This is a genomic window from Gordonia lacunae (genome assembly GCF_002149015.1).
Taxonomy (GTDB): Bacteria; Actinomycetota; Actinomycetes; order Mycobacteriales; family Mycobacteriaceae; genus Gordonia; species Gordonia lacunae.
Map to the genome: position 1 here is coordinate 57,743 of NZ_NGFO01000004.1, position 22,720 is coordinate 80,462.

Sequence of the window (22,720 nt, forward strand, 5' to 3'; positions counted from 1 at the left end):
AATTAGGCCAGCCTTGGCAGCGCGCCGGTGGCGCAACGAATTACGGTTACCTGTAGTACACCGCCCCGTGGTACCCAGCCTCGCGTTCCGCGACCGGGGGCGGACGACCTAGACGAAAGGCCGGTACGCGCCCGTGACTACCACGACGATTGCCATCGGCACGACAGCCGCGGTGATCAGCCTCCTCTGCTGGTACCTGTTCCTCGGCGGCGTGGTGCGGATCTACCGCACCATCAAACTCGGCCACAAGGTCGACAGCGCCCGCTTCTGGCCCATCCTCCCGCGCATGCTGACGATGCTCAAGGAGTTCATCGTCCACACCCGGATGGTGAAGTTCCGCACCGTCGGCTGGGCGCACTGGCTGGTCATGATCGGCTTCCTCGGCGGCGCCCTGCTGTGGTTCGAGGCCTACGGCCAGTCCATCAACCCGGAGTTCCACTGGCCCGTCTTCGGCGACACCTTCGCCTGGCACCTCTGGGACGAGCTCCTCGGTATCGGAACCGTGGTCGGCATCATGGTGCTGATCGTGATCCGTCAGCTCAACCACCCGCGCGTCCCGGAACGACTGTCCCGCTTCGGCGGTTCGCGCTTCGGCCCGGCCTACTTCGTCGAGGCCGTCGTGCTGCTCGAGGGCCTGGGCATGATCCTGGTGAAGGCCTCGAAGATCGCGACCTATCACCACTCCAACGTCTACTCCGACTTCTTCACCATGCAGGTCGCGAAGATCCTGCCGGCCTCGCCGACGCTGGTGTCGATCTTCGCCGTCATCAAGCTGATGAGCGGCATGGTGTGGCTGGCCATGGTCGGCATGAACATCAGCTGGGGCGTTGCCTGGCACCGCTTCTCGGCCTTCTTCAACATCTACTTCAAGCGCGAGCAGGACGGCGGCGTCGCCCTCGGTGCCGCGAAGCCGATGATGAGCCAGGGCAAGGTCCTCGACATGGAGACCGCCGACCCCGACGTCGACGCGTTCGGCGCCGGCAAGATCGAGGACTTCTCGTGGAAGGGCTGGCTCGACTTCACCACGTGTACCGAATGTGGTCGCTGCCAGTCGCAGTGTCCCGCATGGAACACCGGCAAGCCGCTGAGCCCGAAGCTGCTGATCATGTCGCTGCGCGATCACGGCAACGCCAAGGCCCCCTACCTGCTGGCGGGCGGCCGCAAGGACATGGGCGGCGACGAGGTCGGCCTGGTCGACGCGGACGGCAACGTCCTCGAGGACAAGCTCAACGCCATCCCCGAGGCGGCACGCGCCGAAGCGGCACGCAAGCTCGTCGGCGAGTCGAAGGGTGATCTCGGTGGCGGTCAGGTCGTCGAGGCCGTGGAGGGTGAGTTCGACCCCGAGGCGCTCGGTGCGGTCATCGACACCGAGACCCTGTGGAGCTGCACCACCTGCGGTGCCTGCGTCGAGCAGTGCCCCGTCGACATCGAGCACGTCGACCACATCCTCGACATGCGCCGCTACCAGGTCCTGATCGAGTCGGACTTCCCGACCGAGCTGGCCGGCATGTTCAAGAATCTCGAGAACAAGGGCAACCCGTGGGGCCAGAACGCCTCCGCGCGCACCGCCTGGATCGACGAGATGGACATCGAGATCCCGGTCTTCGGCAAGGACGTCGAGTCGTTCGAGGGCTTCGAGTACCTCTTCTGGGTCGGCTGCGCCGGCGCGTACGAGGACCGCGCGAAGAAGACCACCAAGGCCGTCGCCGAACTTCTCGACATGGCCGCGGTGAACTTCATGGTCCTCGGCGAGGGCGAGACCTGTACCGGTGACTCCGCACGACGTGCGGGCAACGAGTTCCTCTTCCAGATGCTCGCGCAGCAGAACATCGAGATGCTCGGCGAGGTCTTCGCGACCGCACCCGAACAGCGCAAGAAGGTCGTCGTCACCTGTGCACACTGCTTCAACGCGCTGGGCAACGAATACCCGCAGCTGGGCGCGAAGTACGAGGTCGTGCACCACACGCAGCTGCTGAACCGCCTCGTGCGGGAGAAGCGGCTCGTCCCGGTCGCGCCGCTCGGCGAGGGCGTCACCTACCACGACCCGTGCTACCTGGGCCGGCACAACAAGGTCTACGACGCACCGCGTGAACTGATGGGTGCCGCCGGTTCGACGCTCACCGAGATGCCGCGTCACGGCGAGCGGTCCATGTGCTGTGGTGCCGGTGGCGCACGCATGTGGATGGAAGAGCAGATCGGCAAGCGGATCAACATCGACCGGGTCGACGAGGCGCTGGATACTCTGGGCGACACGACCGGCGACCAGGTCAAGAAGGTCGCGACCGGCTGCCCGTTCTGCCGCGTCATGCTCACCGACGGTGTCACGGCCCGGACCAGCGGCACCGAGTCCGAGGGCAAGGTCGAGGTCGTCGACGTCGCGCAGTTGCTGCTCGACTCGGTCAAGCGCGGCGGTCCGACCGAGGTCAAGCTCGGCGGCCGGTTCCTCGGACCGCGTCCGAGCGCTGCCGAGCCGGAGCCGGAACCCGAGCCCGAGAAGGTCCCGGCCGCGGCCGCAGCATCGGCATCGGCATCGGCATCGGCGGCCACCGAGGCCGCTCCGAAGCCGAAGGTCGGCCTGGGCATGAAGGGCGGCAAGAAGCCGGGCGCGGCCGCCAAGACCGCGACACCGGAAGCCCCCGCCGACAAGGCGCCCGCCGAGAAGAAGCCGGCGTCCAAGGGATTCGGCATGAAGGGCGGTAAGAAGCCCGGCGCCGCAGCCACTTCGGCCACCCCCGCGACGGAATCGGCACCCGCCGAGGCATCTGCGGAGGCACCCGCCGAGAAGAAGCCCGCAGCCAAGGGATTCGGCATGAAGGGCGGCGCCAAGCGTCCGGGGGCCGCCGGCAAGCCCGCCGGCGGTTCCGCCGAACCGGTGCCGGCCGAGACCGAGTCGTCCGAAGCGGTCAAGGAGGAGGTCGCCGAGGCCGCCACCGAGACCGCGGCCGAGAAGAAGCCCGCGTCCAAGGGCTTCGGTATGGGCAAGGCCAAGCGTCCGGGCCAGAAGGCCACCAATGCGGCGGCCCCGGCTGCCGGGGTGACCGCGCCCGCCGAGAGCAAGGTCGACGAGAGCGAATCGGCCCCGGATGCCGCGCCCACCGTCGACACCGAGTCGGCAGGTGCCGCAACGGACACATCGGTCGCTGCCGCAACGGACACACCTGTCGCTGCCGCAACGGACACACCTGTCGCTGCCGCAACGGAAGAAAAGCCGGGCAAGGCCAAGGGCTTCGGGATGTCCGCCGGCAAGAAGCGGCCGGGCGGGATCGGCAAGGCCGCGGCCAAGCCGGCCGCAGCACCGGCCCAGTCCGCACCCGAGCCGGCAGCCGCGGAGCCGGAGCCTGCGCCCGCAGCGTCAGACGCTGCCGAGACGCCGGCAGCCGAGGCACCGCAGGGCGGGTCGGCCGCGGCGCTGACCGAGGAGAAGCCGGCCAAGGCCAAGGGCTTCGGCATGGCCGCGGGCAAGAAGCGCCCGGGCGGCGCGAGCAAGGCCGCTCCGGCGGCTGCTGCGCCGGCATCGGAAGCTGCTCCCGAACCGGAGACCGCTTCCGCACCCCAGGCTCCGGAGACCGAGGCCTCGCAGGCCGAGGACGCCCCGGCAACCGAGGCTCCGGCCGAGGAGTCCCCCGCGACCGAAGCCGCCGATGCGGGTGCGGTGGACACCGCGTCCGACGAGGAGGCCGACGACGCGCCCGCGGCGTCGAGCAACGGCTCGTCCGCGGCTCGTACCGTCGCCGAGACCGGGGCGTCGAAGGCCAAGGGCTTCGGCATCGCGGCCGGCAAGAAGCGGCCCGGCCACAAGTAGTCCGCAGTACCCCGGAACGGGCTCCGACCGACAGGTCGGGGCCCGTTCTGCGTCGTGCCGTCGGCATCCCTCCCCGCCGGAACCGAAGTCCTGCCGAGAGTCTGCGGCTATGGCATCGTTAGCGAGTCGAAGCTGATCGCAGCCCTTGGTCAGGAGCAGATATGTCAGTCGCGGACAACGCCGTACAGCGGACGGCAGGCATGAGCGTGCCGACCTTGACCGCGATGGTGGTCGGCTCGATGATCGGCGCCGGGGTGTTCTCCCTGCCCGCCCGATTCGGTTCGTCCGCAGGCGCTTTCGCGGCGATCATCGCGTGGACCATCGCCGGCGTCGGGATGCTGACCCTGGCACTCGTCTTCCAGCGCCTGGCCATTCGCCGGCCGGAACTCGATTCCGGCGTGTTCGCCTACGCCAAGGCCGGTTTCGGGGATTACGTCGGCTTCAACTCGGCGTTCGGATACTGGGCGAGCGCGTGCGCGGGCAACGCCTTCTACTGGGTCTTCATCATGAGCACCATCGGCAAGGCCTGGCCTGCACTCGGCGAGGGTGACACCGTGATCGCCGCGCTGCTCTCGACCGTGGGGATCTGGGTCTTCGCCGCGCTGATCGCCCGCGGCGTCAAGGATGCCGCCGCGATCAACCGGATCGTCACCGTCGCCAAGATCGTGCCGATCCTGGTGTTCATCGCGGTCGCCGCCGTCGCGATCGACGTCGGGGTCTTCACGGACAACTTCTGGGGCACCGAGGATGTCACCGCGGGCGCCGTCTTCGACCAGGTCCGCAACACGATGATCATCACCGTGTTCGTGTTCCTCGGGATCGAAGGTGCCAGCGTGTACTCCCGCTACGCCCGACGCCGCGAGGACGTGGGCCGCGCGACGATCCTGGGCTTCGTCAGCGTGCTGTGTGTGTTCGCCTCGGTCACCCTGCTCTCCTACGGCATACTCCCGCAGGCCGAGATCGCGGCCCTGCGGCAACCGTCCATGGCGCCTCTCCTGGCCGAGATCGTGGGCAGCTGGGGAACCGCGTTCATCAGCTTCGGTGTCGTCATCTCGGTCCTCGGCGCCTACCTCGCCTGGACCCTGATGGCCGCCGAGGTGCTGTTCATCCCCGCCCAGGACAAGGACATGCCTCGCTTCTTGTCCAGGCAGAACGGCGCCGGTGCCCCCATCGCGGCACTCGCGCTCACCTCGTTGATGGTTCAGACGCTGATCATCGTCGTGCTCTTCGCCGAGGACTCGCTCGATTTCCTCCTCGACCTGTGCACGAGTCTGTCGCTCATCCCCTATTTCCTCGCCGCGGCCTTCGCGGTGAAGGTCGCGCTCCCCGAACGCGGGTCCGGAACACCGGCACGCCGGGCGCTCGCGATCGCCGTGCTCGCCACCGTCTACACGGTGTTCCTCGTCTTCGCGGCCGGGCCCGAGTTCCTGATCCTGTCCTGCATCATCTACGCGCCCGGCACCATCCTGTACGTGATGGCGCGACGCGAGAACGGCGCGCGGATCTTCCGACCGGCCGAGGCCGCCCTGTGCGCCGTGCTGATCACCGGCGCGGTCCTCGGCATCGGCGCGCTGGCCACCGGGGCCATCACCCTGTGACACCTCCCGGACGAGACCACACCGAACCGTCCACGACCGAAAGGCCCTGTCCCCGATGACCTCCTCCGCCACTGCCGGAACCGCCGCACTCGGTGTCCACTCCGAGGTCGGCCGCCTGCGCAAGGTACTCGTCTGCGCCCCCGGACTCGCGCATCGGCGCCTGACCCCGTCCAACAGCGACGACCTGCTCTTCGACGACGTGATGTGGGTCGAGAACGCGCAGCGCGACCATGCGGACTTCGTCAACAAGATGACGCAGCGCGGCGTCGAGGTTCTCGAACTCCACGACGTCCTGGCAGCGACGCTCGAACTCCCCGGGGCCCGGGACTGGCTGCTCGATCGCACGATCGTCACCAACCGCGTCGGACTGGGTCTCGTCGACAGCACTCGCGGCTACCTCGAGTCGCTCACGTCGCGAGCCCTCGCCGAGGTCCTGATCGGCGGGCTCGCAACCGACGATCTGCCCGCCGACTTCCGGTCCGGCTACCTCAAACTCGCCAGCGAGCAGGTCGGCGCACGCGAGTACCTGCTCCCGCCACTGCCGAACACCCTCTACACCCGCGACACGACCTGCTGGCTGTACGGCGGAGTGACCCTCAACCCGCTGTTCTGGCCGGCGCGACGCGAGGAGACCCTGATCTACAAGGCGATCTACCTGTATCACCCGGACTTCGTCGACGCGACGGTCTGGTGGGGCGATCCCGAACAGAACTGGGGCCGGGCCACCTTCGAGGGTGGCGACATCATGCCGGTCGGCAACGGGGTCGTCCTGATGGGCATGAGCGAGCGCACCTCGCGCCAAGCCATCACCCAGGTCGCCAGGACCCTGTTCGAGAAGGGGGCCGCCGACCGGGTGGTGGTCGCGGGCATGCCGAAGCTGCGAGCGGCCATGCACCTCGACACGGTGTTCACCTTCGCCGACCGCGACATCGTCACGCTGTACCCCCGGATCATCGACGCGGTACACACCTTCTCGCTGCTGCCGTCGGACGCGGCGCCGGGGGTCGACGTGATCGACCACGGCACCGGCTCCTTCGTGGACACCGTGGCGCGCTCGCTCGACCTGGACGCGCTGCGCGTGATCGAGACCGGGGGTGATGTCTACCAGTCCGAACGCCAGCAATGGGACAGCGGCAACAACGCCGTCGCCCTCGAACCGGGAGTGGTCATCACCTACGACCGGAACACGACCACCAACACCCTGCTGCGCAAGGCGGGCGTCGAGGTCATCACCATCGTCGGCGCCGAACTCGGGCGCGGGCGGGGCGGCGGTCACTGCATGACGTGTCCGCTCATCAGGGACGCGGTCGACTACTAGTCCCACCGGTGAGCGGACCGGTTCCGCCCACGGCACCGCACTGGCAGAAACGCATTTGCCACCGGCTGCGACAATGTACCCGTGAGTAGGCCCCATGTTTCGCACCTCAACCAGAACCTCAAGCCGCTCGAGCAGTCGTTCAAGCTGCAGAACGTGTGCTACGAGATCCGTGGACCGGTCCACGCGCACGCGCAGCGGCTCGAGGCGGAGGGCCATCGAATCCTCAAGCTGAACATCGGCAACCCGGCGCTGTTCGGTTTCGAGGCCCCCGACGTGATCATGCGCGACATGATCCACGCCCTCCCCTACGCGCAGGGCTACTCCGAGTCCGCCGGCGTGCTCTCCGCGCGGCGTGCCGTGGTGACCCGCTACGAGCTCATCCCCGACTTCCCGTATTTCGACGTCGACGACGTGATCCTGGGCAACGGTGTCTCCGAGCTCATCACCATGACGATGCAGGCGCTGCTCAACGACGGCGACGAGGTCTTGATCCCGGCGCCCGACTACCCGCTGTGGACCGCGATGACCTCGCTGTCCGGCGGGCAGCCCGTGCACTACCGCTGCGACGAGGAGAACGGGTGGAACCCCGACGTCGCCGACATCGCCGCGAAGATCACCGACCGCACCAAGGCGATCGTCATCATCAACCCGAACAATCCGACCGGCGCGGTCTACTCACGCGAGGTCCTCGAGCAGCTCGTCGAACTCGCCCGTGAGCATTCGCTGCTGATCCTCGCCGACGAGATCTACGACAAGATCATCTACGACGACGCCGAGCACGTGAACGTGGCGTCGCTGGCGCCGGATCTGTTGTGCCTCACCTTCAACGGTCTGTCGAAGGCGTACCGCGTCTGCGGCTACCGCGCCGGGTGGGTCGTGATGACCGGACCGAAGGACCACGCGCGCGGGTTCATCGAGGGCATGGGCATCCTGGCGTCGACGCGCCTGTGTGCCAACGTGCCGGGCCAGCACGCGATCCAGGTGGCGCTCGGCGGCTACCAGTCCATCGAGGCCCTCGTCTCCCCCGGCGGCCGGTTGTACGAACAGCGCAACGTCACCTGGGAGAAGCTCAACGAGATCCCCGGGGTCAGCTGCGTGAAGCCCAAGGGCGCGCTGTACGCGTTCCCCCGCCTCGATCCCGAGATCTACGAGATCCACAACGACGAACTGTTCGTCCAGGACCTGCTGCTGCAGGAGAAGATCCTCGTCGTCCAGGGGACGGGGTTCAACCTCGACGACCACAACCACTTCCGCATCGTCACGCTGCCGTGGTCGCGGGATCTGACCGAGGCCGTGGAGCGTATCGGCAACTTCTTGTCGTCGTATCGACAGTGATCCCGCGCAGTTCTGCGCAAAGCCCCAGATGAGGGCCCGGTCTGCGGACCGGGCCCTCACTGCTTCCCAGGGGTCTGGACATTTATGTAACCGTTGGTAACGTGTACCTCCATCGGGTACGTCGTCGGACGCTCAGCGTTCCGCCGATGAATCCGTAGGCCATGCCGAGGAGCGGCGTCGGGGCCATTCACAGCGAGGTGACACATGTCCGAGAAGGCAGTTCAGCAACCGGACTGGCGGCGGGGAACCGTCACCAGCAACGGAATCCGGCTGGCCACCTACGAGCTGGGCGATTCGTCGAAACCCACGGTGCTGCTGGTGCACGGCTGGCCGGACACCCACCACCTGTGGACCCACATCGCACCGCGGCTGGCGGAGAGGTACCACGTGGTCGCCTATGACTGCCGCGGCTTCGGCGAGAGCGACCGCCCCCGGCAGGTCGCCGCATACAGCCTCGACGAGCTCGCCGACGACCTCTACGCGGTCGCGGAGTCGGTGAGTCCCGACGACGCCGTCCACGTCGTCGCCCATGACTGGGGATCGGTGCAGACGTGGGAGGCCGTCAGCCGACCGCGCGCGAACGCCCGCATCGCCTCGTTCGTCTCGGTATCCGGTCCGAACCTCGACCACCTCGGGCAGTTCGTTCGCGACCAGGTCGCGAGCCCCACCCCTCGTCATCTGCGAAACGTTCTCGCGCAGTCGATGTCCTCGGCCTACACCGGGCTCTTCCAGCTCCCGGTGCTCCCCAACGTGCTGTTGCGCGCGCTGGGCAATCCGACGGTCTGGAAGCAGTTCCTGCGGGCGGTCGAGGGCACCCCACCGGAGAACGTCGACGTCGCCGACTCGCTGCGCCGCGACATGGTGACCGGCCTCGCCCTGTACCGCGCGAACATCCGCGCCAAACTCCTGCGCCCCGATCCTCGGACCACCACCGTGCCGGTGCTCCAGGTGGTCAACGAACGCGACATCGCGCTGCGGCCCGCCATCTACGACAACACGCCGACCTACGCCGCGAAGCTCTGGCGGCGCGACACCCCGACCGGCCACTGGCTGCCCTACACCCACCCCGAGTATCTGACCGGACTCGTCCTGGATTTCCTTGCGCTGCAGACCAACAGCGGGGACCCGGCGCCGGCGATCGAGCGCGCGCGGTTGTTCACCGAACCGAAACCGCTGGCGGGCAAACTCGTCGTGATCACCGGTGCGGGCAGCGGGATCGGACGAGAGACGGCCCTCGCACTGGCCGAGCGCGGGTGCGAGCTCGTGCTGGCCGACCTCGACCTCGCGTCCGCCGACGAGACCGCCCGCGCCTGCAAGGTCGCGGGGTCGGCGGCACATGCGTACCTCCTCGACGTGTCGGACACCGCGGATTTCGTCGCCTTCGCCGCACGCATCCGGGACCTCCACGGGGTTCCCGACATCGTGGTCAACAATGCCGGAATCGGCTTGGCCGGTGGAGTACTCGCCGCCACCGACGAGCAGGTCGACCGGCTCCTGGACGTCAACCTGCGCGGCGTGGTGACCGGCAGCCGCGAGTTCGGCCGCCAGATGGTCGAGCGCGGCGTGGGCGGGCACATCGTCAACATCGCATCGGCCGCGGCGTTCACGCCGTCACGCAGTCTCGGCCTGTACTCGGCGTCGAAGGCGGGCGTGCTGCTGTTCTCCGAATCGCTCCGCGCCGAGCTCGCCGAACACCGCATCGGCGTCAGTGCGATCTGTCCCGGACTCGTCGACACCAACATCGTCTCCTCGACGCCGATCGCCGGCCTCGACGCCGAGGCCGAACAGGCCCGCCGCGATCGGCTCGACCGGTTCTACCAGCGCCGGGGATTCACCCCCGACCGGGTCGCCGGGGAGATCGTCGCGGCCATCGAACACAACAGGGCGGTGGTGCCCGTCACCGTGGAGGCGAAGGTGGGATACCGCATCTACCGCTTCGCGCCGTGGTTGTCGCGCATCGGCGCCCGTCAGAACGTGACGGGGTGAACGACATGACCCACACCGACGATCTCGCACACGGGAGCGACCCTTCGGCCGATCCCGGGCCGGTCGAGCTGCACGCCCGCAACGTGGCGTTCGACTGGGACGACGTGCCGCTCCACTGGATTCCCGGCCACCCGGTCGCGTCGAACTTCATCAGCGTGCTCAATCTCCTTCTCCCCGAGGGCGAGCGGTGGTTCGTGCAGACCTACAACGAGGCCCTGCCGCTGGTCGCCGACGAGGAACTCGCTTCCCGGATGCGAGGATTCATCGGCCAGGAGGCGATGCACGCCGAGGCACACGATCATGTCCTGTGGGAATTCCTCGATCACCACGGCATCGACCCGCGGCCCTACCAGTTGCAGATGGAATGGATCTTCCGCAAGGTACTCGGACCGCTGGAGGGCGGCTCGCAGGAAGCCCGTGACAAGCACCTGGTCGAACGCCTGTGGCTCATCGCGGCTTTGGAGCACTACACCGCCATCCTCGGCGACTTCGCGCTCAACAACACCTGGACCCGGCTCGGGGCACACCCCACGATGGCCGACCTGTTCATGTGGCACGGGGCCGAAGAGGTGGAGCACCGCGCGGTGGCACACGATGTCGCCGCCTATTTCGGAGACGGATATCTCCGACGCGGCCGCGCCATGTTCGTGGTGCTGCCGATCCTGCTGATCCTCATCCAGCGGGGTTACCGCTTCATCATGAGCCAGGACACGTCGTTGTCGTACAACTACTTCCAGAAGACCTGGCACTACCACCGCGGGGTACGGGCCGGCGTGCTGCCGAAGATGCGGACGATCGTGTTCGCCACCTTCAGCTACTTCCGGCCCGGGTTCCGGCCGGAGGACATCGGCAGCACCGCACAGGCCGTCGCCTACCTCGCGAGCTCCCCGGCCGCGCGCAACGCGGCGTGATCGAGGACATGTCACGATGACCACGACGGCGACCATGACGGTGACGGGGCCATGAATCAACGCGCACATCCCCATTCGACGACGCTGACCGAGCCGCCGCCACACCTGCACGGACGCTGGCGACACGATCCACTGCTCACGGTCGGGACGATGGTGTTCCGGGCGTGGTGGCCGGTCTGGCGACCCCTGTCACCACTGCACGCCGGCGTGGTGAGCGACGGGACCACGCGGGTTCGGATCGTGGGTCGCGAGGTGGTCGCGCGGGACGAGAACGTCATCGCGCTCACCCTGGCCGCCGCCGACGGCGCGATGCTGCCGGAATGGCACGCCGGTGCCCACATCGATCTGTTGTTGCCCTCGGGACGCATGCGGGAGTACTCGTTGTGCGGCGACACCGCCGACCGCGCGCACTACCGGATCGCGGTGCGCCGGATTCCCGACGGCGGTGGCGGTTCGGTCGAGGTCCACGATTCGTTGCGCATCGGCGACGTGTTCTCGATCAAGGGGCCGCGCAACGCCTTCCCGCTCGCGGTTCCCGGTCACGGGTCATCCGCCCGCCGAATCCGGTTCGTCGCAGCGGGGATCGGCATCACCCCGATCCTGCCGATGCTCGCCACAGCCGAGCGCTTCGGACTGGACTGGTCGACGCTCTACACCGGGCGTACCGCCGAGTCCATCCCGTTCCTCGACGAGGTGGCCGCCTTCGGCGACCGCGTCACCATCCGGACCGACGACGTGCACGGACTGCCGAGCATGGCCGAACTCGTCGGTCCCGTCGATGATCCCGCCGACCTCGCGGTCTACTGTTGCGGCCCGGTTCCGATGCTGGAGGGGCTTCGCCGCCATCTCGCGGCGCGGGCCGACATCGAGCTGCACTACGAGCGCTTCAGCCCGCCGCCGGTGGAGAACGGCACCGAATTCACCGTGACCCTGGCCTCGACCGGTCAGGAGATCCCGGTCGCCGCCGACGAATCCGCGCTCGCGGCGATCCGCCGGGTGGTGCCGTCGGTGCCGTACTCGTGCCAGCAGGGATTCTGCGGCACCTGCAAGGTCAGGACGCTGTCCGGCGAGATCGACCACCGCGACAACATCCTGACCGAGCCCGAACGCGAGGCCGGGACCATCCTCACCTGCGTCTCACGCAGTCCCGGCGGGAATCTCACCCTCGATCTCTGAGCCCTTCCGCTCCCCCCGAAGGGCCCCGCCGTCAACCTCGTCGGCAGCGGCCTGCGACCCGGGACCACTGCCGCGCAACAGGACTGCCGCCGCCACGCCGGCTGTTGCCGTGATCGCGACTGCCGCCCAGACGGCGTTGTGCAACCCGTCCATGAAGACCTGTTGAACCGCGACCTGCACCGCATCTCCCATCGCGCCCGGCAGCCGGTCCGCCACCTCGACACCGGCCATCACGGATTGTTTCGCCGCGTCGACCGCCTCGGCCGGCAGACCGCCATCCGACAGGCGTTCCCCGACACCGGCGACGTAGGCCGACGTCAGGATCGAACCGAGAACGGCCACCCCGAGTGTTCCGCCGATCTCCCGCGTCGTGTCGTTGACCGCGCTGCCCGCGCCGGCCTGTTCCGGACGCAGCGCGTCCATGATGAGCTGGGTGCACGGACCGGAGATGAATGCGAGACCCGCCGCCATCAGTGCCATCGACCAGACGATGAGCTCCCAGTAACCCGAAGCGCGCGAGGAGATCTCGACGAGTGCGAATCCACCGGACATCAGGAACGCGCCGATCACCGAGACGACTCTCGGCCCGAAACGATGTGACAGCGCCATCGCGACCGGCGACAGCGCCGCCATCACGATCGCGAACGGCAGAGTACGTATCCCGGCGGCCAGCGGCCCGTAACCCTTGACCGCCTGGAAGAACTGGGTGATCAGGAAGATGAAACCGAAGAGCGCGAAGAACGCCACACTGATCATCCCGGCCGCGGTCGCGAAGCGGCGATTGGCGAACAGTCGCACATCGAGGATCGGATGCGCGATCCGGAGCTGCGTCGTGACGAAGACGGACAGGATCACCAGCGCGGCAACGACTCCGAGAATTGTCCGCACCTCTGTCCAGCCGACATGCGGCGCCTCGATCAGCGTGAAGGTGAGCAGGCCCAGGCCGGCGACGGACAGCACGACACCGACGGCGTCGAACCGGGGCACCGCCAGCGGACGGGTGCCGGGGACAACGGCCAGGATGAGCACCAGGGCCAGGACACCGAACGGGATGTTCACCCAGAAGACCGACGTCCACGAGAAGTGTTCGAGCAGCCACCCACCGAGGACCGGTCCGATGGCCACCGCCACCCCGGACACGGCGGCCCAGATCCCGACCGCCATCGCACGTTCGCGGGCGTCGACGAAGATGGTGGTGATGATCGCGAGAGTAGCCGGGAAGACCAGCGCCGCAAATACTCCGAGCCCGGCGCGGCTCGCGATGAGCTGCCCGATGTCCTGCGACGACGCTGCCAGTACCGACACCCCCATGAACCCCACGATGCCGGTGAGGAGCATCCGGCGGTGTCCGAACCGGTCGCCGAGGTAGCCGCCGGTCAGCAGCAGGCCCGCGAAGACGAGGGTGTAGGCGTCGACGATCCACTGCAGGCCCGATATCCCGGCGCCGAGGTCGCGGGCGAGCGTCGGGAGGGCCACGTTGACGATCGTGTTGTCGATCATGACGAGTAGTTCGGCGAAGCTGAGGGCGCCGAGCGCCCACCAGCGGGTGTGGGTGCGTTCTGTTCGCATCGGATTCTCCTGATCACGGGCCACTCGGGCACTCATGCTGACAACCGGACAGAGACTTGATAGAACGTCGTTCCAGTGTTGTAGAACAGTGTTCTACTCAAGAAGAACACTGTTCTAGTAGGTTGTCAACATGTCCACCGCGAAGCCCCGCACCCGCACCTCGGCCGCCGAGGTCCGTTCCGCCCTGCTCCGGGCCGGTCGGACGATCCTCGAGCGGGACGGCGAGGCGGGGCTCACGGTTCGTGCCGTCGCGGCCGAGGCGCAGGTGGCACCGATGGGGGTCTACAACCATTTCGACGGCCGCGACGGCCTACTCGATGCGCTGGTCACCGACGGCTTCGTCGAGTTCGGCCGGGCCATCGCGGCGACCGACGACGACCCGGTCGTCCGCCTCACGAACTCCGGTCGCGCCTACCGGGCGTTCGCGATCGCCAATCCGGTGATCTACCGGTTGATGTTCTCCGCCCAGTGCGCGCCGGAACCGGGCGTCGCACTGGACGCGTTCGCGGTCCTCGTCGACGTCGTCCGGTACGGCCAGGTGGCCGGGGTGATCATGGCCGGAGACCCGGCCGACCTGGCGATGCAGGTCTGGTCGGCCGTGCACGGGGCGGTCGGACTCGAACTCGCGAGCACACACCCGCCCCAGATCGACGCGGCGGCGGGTTACGAGAAGGTCCTGGCCTTCGTGGCACGCGGCCTGTCCCCGCACCCGGGCTGACGTCAGGGCAGCACGATCGGTGGCAGACCGGGGATCGGGTTCGGGATCGTCACGCCGCGCTGCGGACGCGGGGTCCGCGGGCGCGGACGGGGCCGCGGGGCGGACTCGACCGACGTCGACGTCTCCGGCGGAGGAGGCGGCGTGTACCGCCGTGCGGGTTGCCGGGCCTCGGCAAGGATTGCGGGGTCGGCGAATTCGGGTTCGGTGGTGACGGCCGTGCGCTGGGGAAGCGGCGCGGCGACGGTCGGCGTCGCCTCATCGTGTGCGACCGCCAATGCGGTGGCCACCCCGACGACGGCTACCGCGCACAGCAACGCGAGCACCGCGAGCACGCGCCTGCCTGATCGCCGCTGCCGGCCGGCGCCGGCCGCCTGAGGGCCCGTCACGGGCCCGTCGGTGAATCGGGGCGACCCGACACGATCCGGACCGGCCGTCGAATAGCCCGGTGCGGGATCGGTGTTCGCGTCCCACACGCCGAAAGGTTCAACTCCCGAGGTCGGTTCGCGATGGGGCGACGGTCCCGGCGCAGGGCGGATCCGGTCGGACGGGACATCCCCGCCGGACGCCGGTCGGCCAGACCGCGGAGCATCGCGAACCGGTTGTCCGGCAACCCCATACGGGGCCAGCGCCCCGAAGGCCGTCGCCGGCGGCGGTGGCGACTGGTTGATCGCCTCGAAGATCGAGGGATCGGACGGGTGGTCGGCGCCCTCCGGGCGGAGCTGGTCGCTCGCGAGAACCCCGTCGTTCGAGGGGGTTCCGTCCCACGATGACGTGGCCGGCGCCCTGTGATCTGTCGCGGGCGCCGGGGCTTCCGGCTCCGGCTCCGGCTCGACCGCGACATCCACGGCGGCCGCGTCGGGATCGGCTGCGTGCCCGCCGGCCGCCGTGGGCCGGATCGCGTGCCCCGCGGGTTCGACGTCGACGACGGGCACGGGGACGGCCCGCGCGATCGCGTCCCGGAGACCGGGCCACGCACCCACGCGATCGGTGATGACGACGGCGGGAGCAGCCGCACCGGTGACGGCTGCACGGACGAGGTCCTCAGCACGCGCCGCGAGGGGGGCACCGGCTTCGGCGATGTCGCGCCGTGCCATCCGGAACAACCGGATGTGGTCGCGGCCCATCAGGAAGGTGCCGTCGGACTCGCGGAGCCGTTCGCGGCCGCGCCTGACGAGGTCGAGGACCTCCTCGTGCCACTCGCGCGAGGTCGGCGCGGCCACACGTCCGACGCGGACGAGGTGATCGGCGATCACGTGATCGAGGGCGTCCAGGGTGAGCCCGGAATCGGTGTACGGATCGGCGACGGTCCCGCGAGCGGGGTCCATGCGCCCCACCGTGACACCCGCGCGCGGATCGAGATCGAACAGCACGACCTCGGTTGTCTCAGGGATGCCGCGCCCGGCGAGTTGAGCGCGCACGGCGTCGGCAGCGCTGACCGTGACCTCTGCCTGCGCAGACGTCGGTGTCACGGCCGGATCGGCCACCGTGTCGGTCATCTGGTTGATTCCTGCACCTCACGTGCACCTCGCCTCGTGCCCCCACCGGCGAGAAGGTGCCCCCTGGACAATCGCGAGACTCAACCTAGCACGACTCAGCGGACCGAGGCCCCCGGCGCGAATCCGCTCACCTGCTCGGACGGGTTGTTTCGCGGTGCGGGACGGGTGGGTGCCGGACCGCCCAGCGCGCGGTAGTCCCAGCCGGCGTCACGCCACATCTGCGGGTCGAGGCAGCGCCGGCCGTCGACGATACGTCGGGCGCGGACGACGCCCTCGAGTTCCTCGGGCGTCATGTGGACGAACTCGGCCCACTCCGTGGCGATGACGACGACGTCGGCCCGGTCGCACGCGTCCCGCGCGGATGACGCGTAGTCGAGGCTGGGATACACCCTTCGCGAGTTGTCCATCGCCTTCGGATCGAAAACGGTGACCGACGCGCCCTCGAGCGCCAGCCTGCTGGCCACCGTCAGCGCGGGCGAATCGCGGACGTCGTCACTCTCCGGCTTGAACGCGGCACCCAGCACGGCGATGTTGCGGCCGAGCACCTCACCGCCGAGAGCCTCGAAGACCAGTTCCACCGCCGCACCGCGGCGGCGCATGTTGATCGCGTCGACCTCGCGCAGGAACCCGACGGCGCGGGGTGCACCCATGTCGTCGGCGCGGGCGGTCAGCGCCCGGATGTCCTTGGGCAGGCATCCCCCGCCGAAACCGAGTCCAGCGTTGAGGAATCGGCGTCCGATGCGCGGATCGTGCCCGATGGCGTCGGCGAGGGTGTTGATGTCCGCCCCGGCGATCTCGCACAGTTCGCTGATCGCATTGATGAACGAGATCTTGGTTGCGAGAAAGGCATTGGCCGACGCCTTGACGAGTTCAGCCGTGGCCCAGTCGGTTTCGATGAGGGGAACACCGGTTTCGAGGATCTCGCGGTAGATCTCGCGCACGACCTCTCCGGCCGACGACCCGGCCCCGGGATCCTGGGCGGCGGTGTTGAGTCCGTCGGGGTCGAGCGAGCCGATCCCGAGGACGAGGCGATCCGGTTCCAGGGTGTCCTCGACGGCGAACCCCTCCCGCAGGAATTCCGGACTCCACGACAGCTCGACATCGGCTCCCGAATGCGACAGCAGGGAGATCCGTTGCGCGAGTTCGGCGCACGTGCCGACCGGCACGGTCGACTTGCCGATGATCAGGTGCGCTCCCCGCAGCGTCGGGACGAGCGCGTCGACCGCGGCGTACACGTGCGAGAGGTCGGCTCGGTGGCCACGGGGTTCCTGCGGCGTCCCGACGCCGAGGAAGTGGACGGAGGCGTGGTCGGCGGCCGCGAGGTGGTCGGTGGTGAAGCGGAGCCGTCCGGCGTCGATGTTGCGACGGAGGATGTCGGAGAGGCCGGGTTCGAAGAACGGGACCTCGCCGGCCTGCAGCCGTTCGATCTTGTACGCGTCGACGTCGATGCCGACGACGTCGTGCCCGAGTTCGGCCATACAGGCCGCATGTGTGGCACCGAGGTAGCCGCATCCGATCACCGTGAGCTTCATGAACGCAACGGTTACCCAGCCGGGGCGGCCGGTAACCATCGTCGCCGTGGCGGGTGGTGATCCTCTGGGTGAACTTCCGGAGGGTCTCAGTCGTTCTTCTGGAAGTTCAGGTACGCCTTCGACGGCGTCGGGCCGCGTTGTCCCTGGTACTTCGATCCCACCGATGCGCTGCCGTACGGCTCCTCGGCCGGGCTGCTGAGGCGGATGAGGCAGAGCTGCCCGATCTTCATGCCCGGCCAGAGGGTGATCGGCAGGTTGGCCACGTTGGAGAGTTCGAGGGTGATGTGGCCGGAGAAGCCGGGGTCGATGAAGCCCGCCGTCGAATGCGTGAGGAGGCCCAATCGGCCTAGCGACGACTTGCCTTCGAGCCGGCCGGCGAGGTCGTCGGGAAGTGAGCACACCTCGAGGGTGGACCCCAACACGAATTCGCCCGGGTGCAGCACGAAGGGCTCGCCGTCGGCCGGTTCGACCAGCGAGGTGAGTTCGTCTTGACGCTGCGCGGGGTCGATGTGGGTGTAGCGGGTGTTGTTGAACACCCGGAACAGGCCGTCGAGCCGGACGTCGACGCTGGAGGGCTGGACGAGGGCCGGATCGAACGGATCGATGGCGAGGCGCCCGTCAGCGATCTCGGCGCGGATGTCGCGGTCGGAGAGCAGCACGGTGTCGAGGTTATCGAACGGTCAGGGAGGATCTGCGCCGGTGTCGGTCGGCGCCGATGATCCCCGGTCGTCGGGTTCCGTGGTTCTGCGCCGCCGGACGTCGGCGCGCATCCGGTCGAGCACGGCGTCGGTGCGGTGGGCGTGGTTGATCCGCGGCGTCGACGAGGGGTGTGAGCGGGGCGGGTGCCACACGGCGCGGCCGGCGTCGAGCCCTTCGGTCGCGATGGTGGTGGCCCACTGGTCCACCCCGGTGCCGACGGCCCGGTTGTGCGGTCCGCATGCGGTGGCGAGGGTGTCGAGGTCGGTGGGGCCGTCGTGCGCGCCCCACTCGACAACGTGGTGGATCTCGCAGTCGAACGACGGTCGGGTGCAGCCCGGGAATGTGCAGCCGCCGTCGCGGGCGACCGCCGCGATGCGCTGTGCGCGCGAGGCGAATCGCCTGGACCGTCCGAGGTAGAGGACCTCGCTGGTGTGGTCGCGGAACACCGCGAGATGATGCTGCGCGTCGGCGGCGAGGTCGATGGCGTCCTTGATGGGTAGGAGGGTTCCCGTCGCGGTCCGTGCCGGGTCGCCGGCCGCGTCGCGCAGCGCCGATTCGGTGATGGAGACGACAAGGTGTGGCGGCAGCCCGTGGTGCGAACCCCCGAGGGCGCCGGCGTCGAGAACGAAACGCAGCATGGCCCGGAACGCGTCGTGGTTGCGCTTCTCGGCCGAGCGCTCGTCGCGTCCGGCAGCGGCGGCCAGCGCGTCGGGGTCCGCGGCGGCGGGGTTCCCGGTGGGCGACTCGGGATCGGCGGGATTGTTCATCCCAGGAGCGGCCCACACCGACAAGACGACGTCGAGCATGGCACGCGTCGTCGGGTCGAGGGTGGCGGTCAGCCGGGACATGAGCTGGGCGTCTTGCGGCCCGAGTTTCAGACCGCGGTTGCGGGCGCGGTCGCGATCGTCGGTGATGGTCCCGTCGGGGTCGAGGTGCGCCAGGATGCGGGCGCCGAGATCACGGAGCGACGACGGGTCGTACTCGCGTGCGTAGTGCGCGAGCGTCGCCTCGGCGGCTTCCCGGTCGGCGGGGTCCACGTCGGCGGGGATCTTGCGCATCACCTCGATGACGACGTCGACGTGGCGTCCCGAGATCTCGCCGTCGGCAACACCTTTGGCGGTCTCAGGGAAGCGCGGTTCGAGCGGCACTCCCTGCATGTCCGGGAACCTGCCCAGTGCCCACACGCGATTCATCAGACGGCTGGCCTCGCCGCGCCGGTTCAGCGCGTGGCACAGGAAGTTGGAGACGGTCTGGCACCCCATCTTCCGGTACGCCGACCGCTCGTCGATGTCGACGATGTGATCGGTGAACAGCGACAGCATCCGTCGTTCGGCACGCTCGTGCTCGATAGCGACCTGCAGCAGTTCGGTCTCGGAGCAGTCCGTGGACGTCGTCCCGGCGATCTCGTCCAGCAGCGCATGCAGGCGCTCGTACTGGTCGAGCAGAAGTGGTTGTGGTGCAGATGGCTCGGTAGAAGCCATGATTTCATCCCCCATCATCATGGCTTTACTCGAAACTGTGTTCGAGACTACCGTGCGGCCGTCCGCCGCGCAACCCTTGTTCGTGAGTTGTCCTGCGTCGCTGCCGAATCGGGCCCGGCGGTTTGCGTCCCGTCGCCGGCCAGATGCAGCAGTTCGTAGCGCCCAGCGCCACGATCCACTACATCTGCGCGTCCCGACGACCGTCCGGGTCACCGGTTTGCTAGGCTGTCGATCGCGAGTCCAGCGCTCGCACGCCGATGTAGTTCAATGGCAGAACATCAGCTTCCCAAGCTGAATACGCGGGTTCGATTCCCGTCATCGGCTCCACCATCGCCGTACACGATCGAAAAGCGCACGGCACGTGCAATCATCAGACGAGTTGGGCCGACGCCACAGTCGGTCCTCGTCATCCCAGGACGCACACATGCATCTGCCCGCGGTGAGAATTCCGATTCTGGTGCTGAGCATCGGCCTGCTCTTGAGCTGGATGATGCCTCCGCCGGCACAGGCGGCGCCCAACCGCGTCGATGCCACGCCGGCCGGGTTGACTCTCGACGGGCGACACTGGTGGCCATCCGGGTTCGACGCGTACCAGCTGGCCACCGATTGGTCGGTGAACGCCGGGTGCGGAGCGATGGTGGATCTCGACGACTATTTCGAGGCCTTGCCCCCGCATTCGCTCACCCGCTTCAATCTCTTCGCTCGACTGGCCGTCAACAAGTACACCCAGCAGTTGGATTTCGGACCGATGGATGCCGTCTTCGACGCCGCCGCGCGGCACGATCAGATGGTCTTGCCGGTCCTCGCGGCCGCCGACGGCGCCTGCGAGAGTGGAGTGTTCAAGGAACGAGACTGGTACCGATCCGGGTGGCGAACCGCCACCGGCGCGGGTGGACTCACGTTCGAGGACTGGCTGCGGACGGCCGTGCGGCGCTGGAAGGCCAGCCCAGCGCTGGCGGGATGGGAGTTGGTGGGTGAACCCGAGCCGTCGGTCTGTGGCGATCAATCGTGTGGATGGCAGCAGCGGTCGTGCCCGGTCGACGCCGCGCGCGTACTGCGGTCGTTTTTCGGCGCGGCTGGTGCGATGGTCACCCGGTTGCACGGCGGAGCGGTGATCTGGTCCGGCTTCACCGGCGGTGGCCAGTGCGGTACCGCCGGGCCCGACTATCAGTACGTCGCCGGTTCCCCGTACGTGGATGTCCTGGATTACCACGACTACGGTGCGGATGGGGTCGCGCTCCCCGGGGATCAGTGGAACGGACTGGCCGAACGTCTACGACAGGCCCGCGCAGTCGGAAAACCCCTCGCGGTGAACGAGATCGGCCAGCATGCCGGCTCGTGCGGTTCGAGGTCCGAGCGCGCCGCCGACTTCCGGACCAAGGTCGCCGGCCAGCGGGCGGCCGGGACGGCAACCGCACTGTTCTGGGCATTCGTCCCGGACCCGCGGGACGACCAGTGCACCTACGACATCGGTCCCGGCGACCCGGTGCACGCACTGGTCACCGAACTGACCAGCCTCGATTGAGGCTCAGCACTCGGGTAACAGCGCAACACCCGGCCGAGGGGCCGACCGGCCGTTAGACTCTGCCGGTGTCCAGTCCCCTGGGGATCACCCCCGACGAATCTCTGCGCAAGGGACTTCAGAGTCGTCACATCAGCATGCTCGCGCTCGGCGGCGCCATCGGCACCGGCTTGTTCGTCGCCTCGGGCGCCACCATCTCCGACGCGGGTCCGGGTGGCGCCATCCTGGCGTATCTGCTGATGGGCTGCATGGTCTTCTTCCTCATGCAGAGCCTCGGCGAGATGTCGGCGTACATCCCGTGCAGCAACCCGTTCGAGGAGTACGGCAAGCGCTTCGTGAGCAAGTCCTTCGGTTTCGCCGCGGGGTGGAACTACTGGCTCAACTGGTCGGTCACCCTGGCCGCCGAGTTGGTGGCGGCCGGACTGATCATGAAGTACTGGGCACCCGACGTGCCGTCGTGGATCTGGTCGGTCGTGTTCCTGGCGGGCCTGCTGGCGCTGAACCTGTTCGCGGTCAAGGCGTTCGGCGAGGCCGAGTTCTGGTTCGCGGCGATCAAGGTCATCGCGGTGGTCGTCTTTCTCATCGTCGGCGTGCTGCTGATTCTCGGTGTCGTCGGCGACGGTCCGTCGCCGGGGTTCAGCAATTGGACGATCGACGACGCTCCGTTCGTGGACTTCCCCATCGGAATGCTGTCGGTCTTCCTCATCGCCGGTTTCGCATTCCAGGGCACCGAGATGATCGCGGTCGCCGCCGGCGAGGCAGTCGAACCGAAGACGGCCATTCCGCGCGCCGTGCGCACCGTCTTCGTTCGCATCCTGCTGTTCTACATCGGCACCCTGACCATCATCGCGTTCCTGATCCCGTACACCGACCCCAATCTGCTGAATGCGTCCGAGGAGAACATCGCAATCGCCCCGTTCACCCTCGTGTTCTCCGAAGCGGGGATCGCGGTGGCGGCATCGATCATGAACGCCGTGATCCTGATCGCGATCCTGTCGGCGGGCAATGCGAGCCTGTTCGCGGCAACCCGCGCGTTGTACGGCCTGTCTGTTCAGGGCAACGCCCCACGTGTGTTCGCCTGGGTCACCCGATCAGGTGTGCCACTCCTCGCCGTAGCAGCGACGACGGCCATCGGCGCCCTCTGCTTTCTGGCGAGTCGGGTGGGCGACGGTCGCGCCTACGTCTGGCTGGTCACCGCCTCCTCGGTGGCCGGCTTCATCACCTGGATGGGGATCGCCTGGGCCCACTACCGGTTCCGTCGGGCGTGGCACGCGCAGGGCCTGGACCTCGGCAGACTCCCCTACAAGGCCTGGCTCTATCCGGCCGGACCGATCATCGCGTTGCTCATGTGTGTTGCAGTCATCGCCGGGCAGAATCTCCCGGCGATCCGCGACGGATCCGCGGGAAATCTCGAGCTGTGGCTCACCGCCTACGGCGCCCTCTTCGTGTTCCTCGCTCTGTGGTGGGGCCACAAGGTGATCACGCGCAGCCCGACCGTGGACCTACTCACCGCCGATCTGTCACCCACATCGGCCGCGTCGGCACATCGCGATCCGGATCCGGACCTCGTCGGCTGA

The 22,720-nt window shown here is 68.3% G+C and carries 15 protein-coding genes and 1 tRNA gene; 11 read left to right on the forward strand and 5 right to left on the reverse strand.

The window, feature by feature from the left end; translation table 11 throughout:
* Positions 1 to 133 precede the first annotated feature (133 nt).
* The 7 genes from CA982_RS04745 to CA982_RS04775 all read left to right on the forward strand — a co-directional run bounded on the left by CA982_RS04745 (position 134) and on the right by CA982_RS04775 (position 12,126).
* On the forward strand, positions 134 to 3,802 hold the full coding sequence (locus CA982_RS04745) for a (Fe-S)-binding protein (protein ID WP_086534206.1): 3,669 nt from the start codon (positions 134 to 136) through the stop codon (positions 3,800 to 3,802).
* Between the two features lie 200 nt (positions 3,803 to 4,002).
* Positions 4,003 to 5,400, forward strand: a complete 1,398-nt coding sequence (locus CA982_RS04750) for a basic amino acid/polyamine antiporter (protein WP_244176131.1) — start codon at positions 4,003 to 4,005, stop codon at positions 5,398 to 5,400.
* A gap of 55 nt (positions 5,401 to 5,455) precedes the next feature.
* Positions 5,456 to 6,718 carry an arginine deiminase gene (locus tag CA982_RS04755; RefSeq protein WP_086534208.1) on the forward strand — a complete coding sequence of 421 codons (1,263 nt, stop codon included), beginning with the start codon at positions 5,456 to 5,458 and terminating at the stop codon, positions 6,716 to 6,718.
* A gap of 81 nt (positions 6,719 to 6,799) precedes the next feature.
* A complete protein-coding gene (locus tag CA982_RS04760; RefSeq protein WP_086534209.1) occupies positions 6,800 to 8,053 on the forward strand; it encodes a pyridoxal phosphate-dependent aminotransferase in 1,254 nt (417 codons plus the stop codon).
* Between the two features lie 204 nt (positions 8,054 to 8,257).
* Positions 8,258 to 10,039, forward strand: a complete 1,782-nt coding sequence (locus CA982_RS04765) for an SDR family oxidoreductase (protein ID WP_086534210.1) — start codon at positions 8,258 to 8,260, stop codon at positions 10,037 to 10,039.
* A gap of 5 nt (positions 10,040 to 10,044) precedes the next feature.
* Positions 10,045 to 10,950 (forward strand): metal-dependent hydrolase, encoded by a 906-nt coding sequence (locus tag CA982_RS04770; protein ID WP_086534345.1) that lies wholly within the window; start codon positions 10,045 to 10,047, stop codon positions 10,948 to 10,950.
* A gap of 51 nt (positions 10,951 to 11,001) precedes the next feature.
* Positions 11,002 to 12,126, forward strand: a complete 1,125-nt coding sequence (locus CA982_RS04775; RefSeq protein WP_086534211.1) for a PDR/VanB family oxidoreductase — start codon at positions 11,002 to 11,004, stop codon at positions 12,124 to 12,126.
* On the opposite strand, the gene CA982_RS04780 is transcribed toward CA982_RS04775, so the two are convergent.
* Positions 12,088 to 13,695 carry a DHA2 family efflux MFS transporter permease subunit gene (locus CA982_RS04780; protein WP_086534346.1) on the reverse strand — a complete coding sequence of 536 codons (1,608 nt, stop codon included), beginning with the start codon at positions 13,693 to 13,695 and terminating at the stop codon, positions 12,088 to 12,090. The genes CA982_RS04775 and CA982_RS04780 overlap by 39 nt on opposite strands.
* Before the next feature lie 130 nt (positions 13,696 to 13,825).
* Between CA982_RS04780 and CA982_RS04785 the strand changes: the two genes are divergently transcribed.
* Complete coding sequence (locus CA982_RS04785; protein ID WP_086534212.1) at positions 13,826 to 14,413, forward strand: TetR/AcrR family transcriptional regulator; 588 nt, start codon at positions 13,826 to 13,828, stop codon at positions 14,411 to 14,413.
* Between the two features lie 2 nt (positions 14,414 to 14,415).
* Here CA982_RS04785 and CA982_RS04790 read toward each other — a convergent pair whose 3' ends face one another.
* The 4 genes from CA982_RS04790 to CA982_RS04805 form a co-directional block, all read right to left on the reverse strand.
* Positions 14,416 to 15,909, reverse strand: a complete 1,494-nt coding sequence (locus CA982_RS04790) for a hypothetical protein (protein ID WP_086534213.1) — start codon at positions 15,907 to 15,909, stop codon at positions 14,416 to 14,418.
* A gap of 95 nt (positions 15,910 to 16,004) precedes the next feature.
* Positions 16,005 to 17,441 carry a UDP-glucose dehydrogenase family protein gene (locus tag CA982_RS04795; protein WP_086534214.1) on the reverse strand — a complete coding sequence of 479 codons (1,437 nt, stop codon included), beginning with the start codon at positions 17,439 to 17,441 and terminating at the stop codon, positions 16,005 to 16,007.
* A gap of 86 nt (positions 17,442 to 17,527) precedes the next feature.
* Positions 17,528 to 18,100 carry a dCTP deaminase gene (gene dcd / locus CA982_RS04800; RefSeq protein ID WP_004022432.1) on the reverse strand — a complete coding sequence of 191 codons (573 nt, stop codon included), beginning with the start codon at positions 18,098 to 18,100 and terminating at the stop codon, positions 17,528 to 17,530.
* 21 nt (positions 18,101 to 18,121) lie between these two features.
* Positions 18,122 to 19,621: an HNH endonuclease signature motif containing protein gene (locus tag CA982_RS04805; RefSeq protein WP_086534347.1), complete on the reverse strand. Its 1,500-nt coding sequence runs from the start codon at positions 19,619 to 19,621 to the stop codon at positions 18,122 to 18,124.
* Between the two features lie 253 nt (positions 19,622 to 19,874).
* On the opposite strand from CA982_RS04805, the gene CA982_RS04810 reads away from it, so the two are divergent.
* The 3 genes from CA982_RS04810 to CA982_RS04820 all read left to right on the forward strand — a co-directional run bounded on the left by CA982_RS04810 (position 19,875) and on the right by CA982_RS04820 (position 22,720).
* Positions 19,875 to 19,948 (forward strand) — tRNA-Gly (locus tag CA982_RS04810).
* A 97-nt stretch (positions 19,949 to 20,045) separates the two neighbouring features.
* Complete coding sequence (locus CA982_RS04815; protein ID WP_086534215.1) at positions 20,046 to 21,146, forward strand: beta-mannosidase; 1,101 nt, start codon at positions 20,046 to 20,048, stop codon at positions 21,144 to 21,146.
* A gap of 65 nt (positions 21,147 to 21,211) precedes the next feature.
* Positions 21,212 to 22,720, forward strand: a complete 1,509-nt coding sequence (locus CA982_RS04820) for an amino acid permease (RefSeq protein WP_086534216.1) — start codon at positions 21,212 to 21,214, stop codon at positions 22,718 to 22,720.

Bases quoted from the DNA above. Each gene is read 5' to 3' on its own strand.
- CA982_RS04750 (WP_244176131.1), top strand. From the start codon at position 4,003: ATGAGCGTGCCGACCTTGACCGCGATGGTGGTCGGCTCGATGATCGGC.
- CA982_RS04755 (WP_086534208.1), top strand. From the start codon at position 5,456: ATGACCTCCTCCGCCACTGCCGGAACCGCCGCACTCGGTGTCCACTCC.
- CA982_RS04765 (WP_086534210.1), top strand. From the start codon at position 8,258: ATGTCCGAGAAGGCAGTTCAGCAACCGGACTGGCGGCGGGGAACCGTC.
- CA982_RS04770 (WP_086534345.1), top strand. From the start codon at position 10,045: ATGACCCACACCGACGATCTCGCACACGGGAGCGACCCTTCGGCCGAT.
- CA982_RS04775 (WP_086534211.1), top strand. From the start codon at position 11,002: ATGAATCAACGCGCACATCCCCATTCGACGACGCTGACCGAGCCGCCG.
- CA982_RS04780 (WP_086534346.1), bottom strand. From the start codon at position 13,695: ATGCGAACAGAACGCACCCACACCCGCTGGTGGGCGCTCGGCGCCCTC.
- CA982_RS04785 (WP_086534212.1), top strand. From the start codon at position 13,826: ATGTCCACCGCGAAGCCCCGCACCCGCACCTCGGCCGCCGAGGTCCGT.
- CA982_RS04790 (WP_086534213.1), bottom strand. From the start codon at position 15,909: ATGACCGACACGGTGGCCGATCCGGCCGTGACACCGACGTCTGCGCAG.
- CA982_RS04795 (WP_086534214.1), bottom strand. From the start codon at position 17,441: ATGAAGCTCACGGTGATCGGATGCGGCTACCTCGGTGCCACACATGCG.
- CA982_RS04805 (WP_086534347.1), bottom strand. From the start codon at position 19,621: ATGGCTTCTACCGAGCCATCTGCACCACAACCACTTCTGCTCGACCAG.
- CA982_RS04815 (WP_086534215.1), top strand. From the start codon at position 20,046: ATGCATCTGCCCGCGGTGAGAATTCCGATTCTGGTGCTGAGCATCGGC.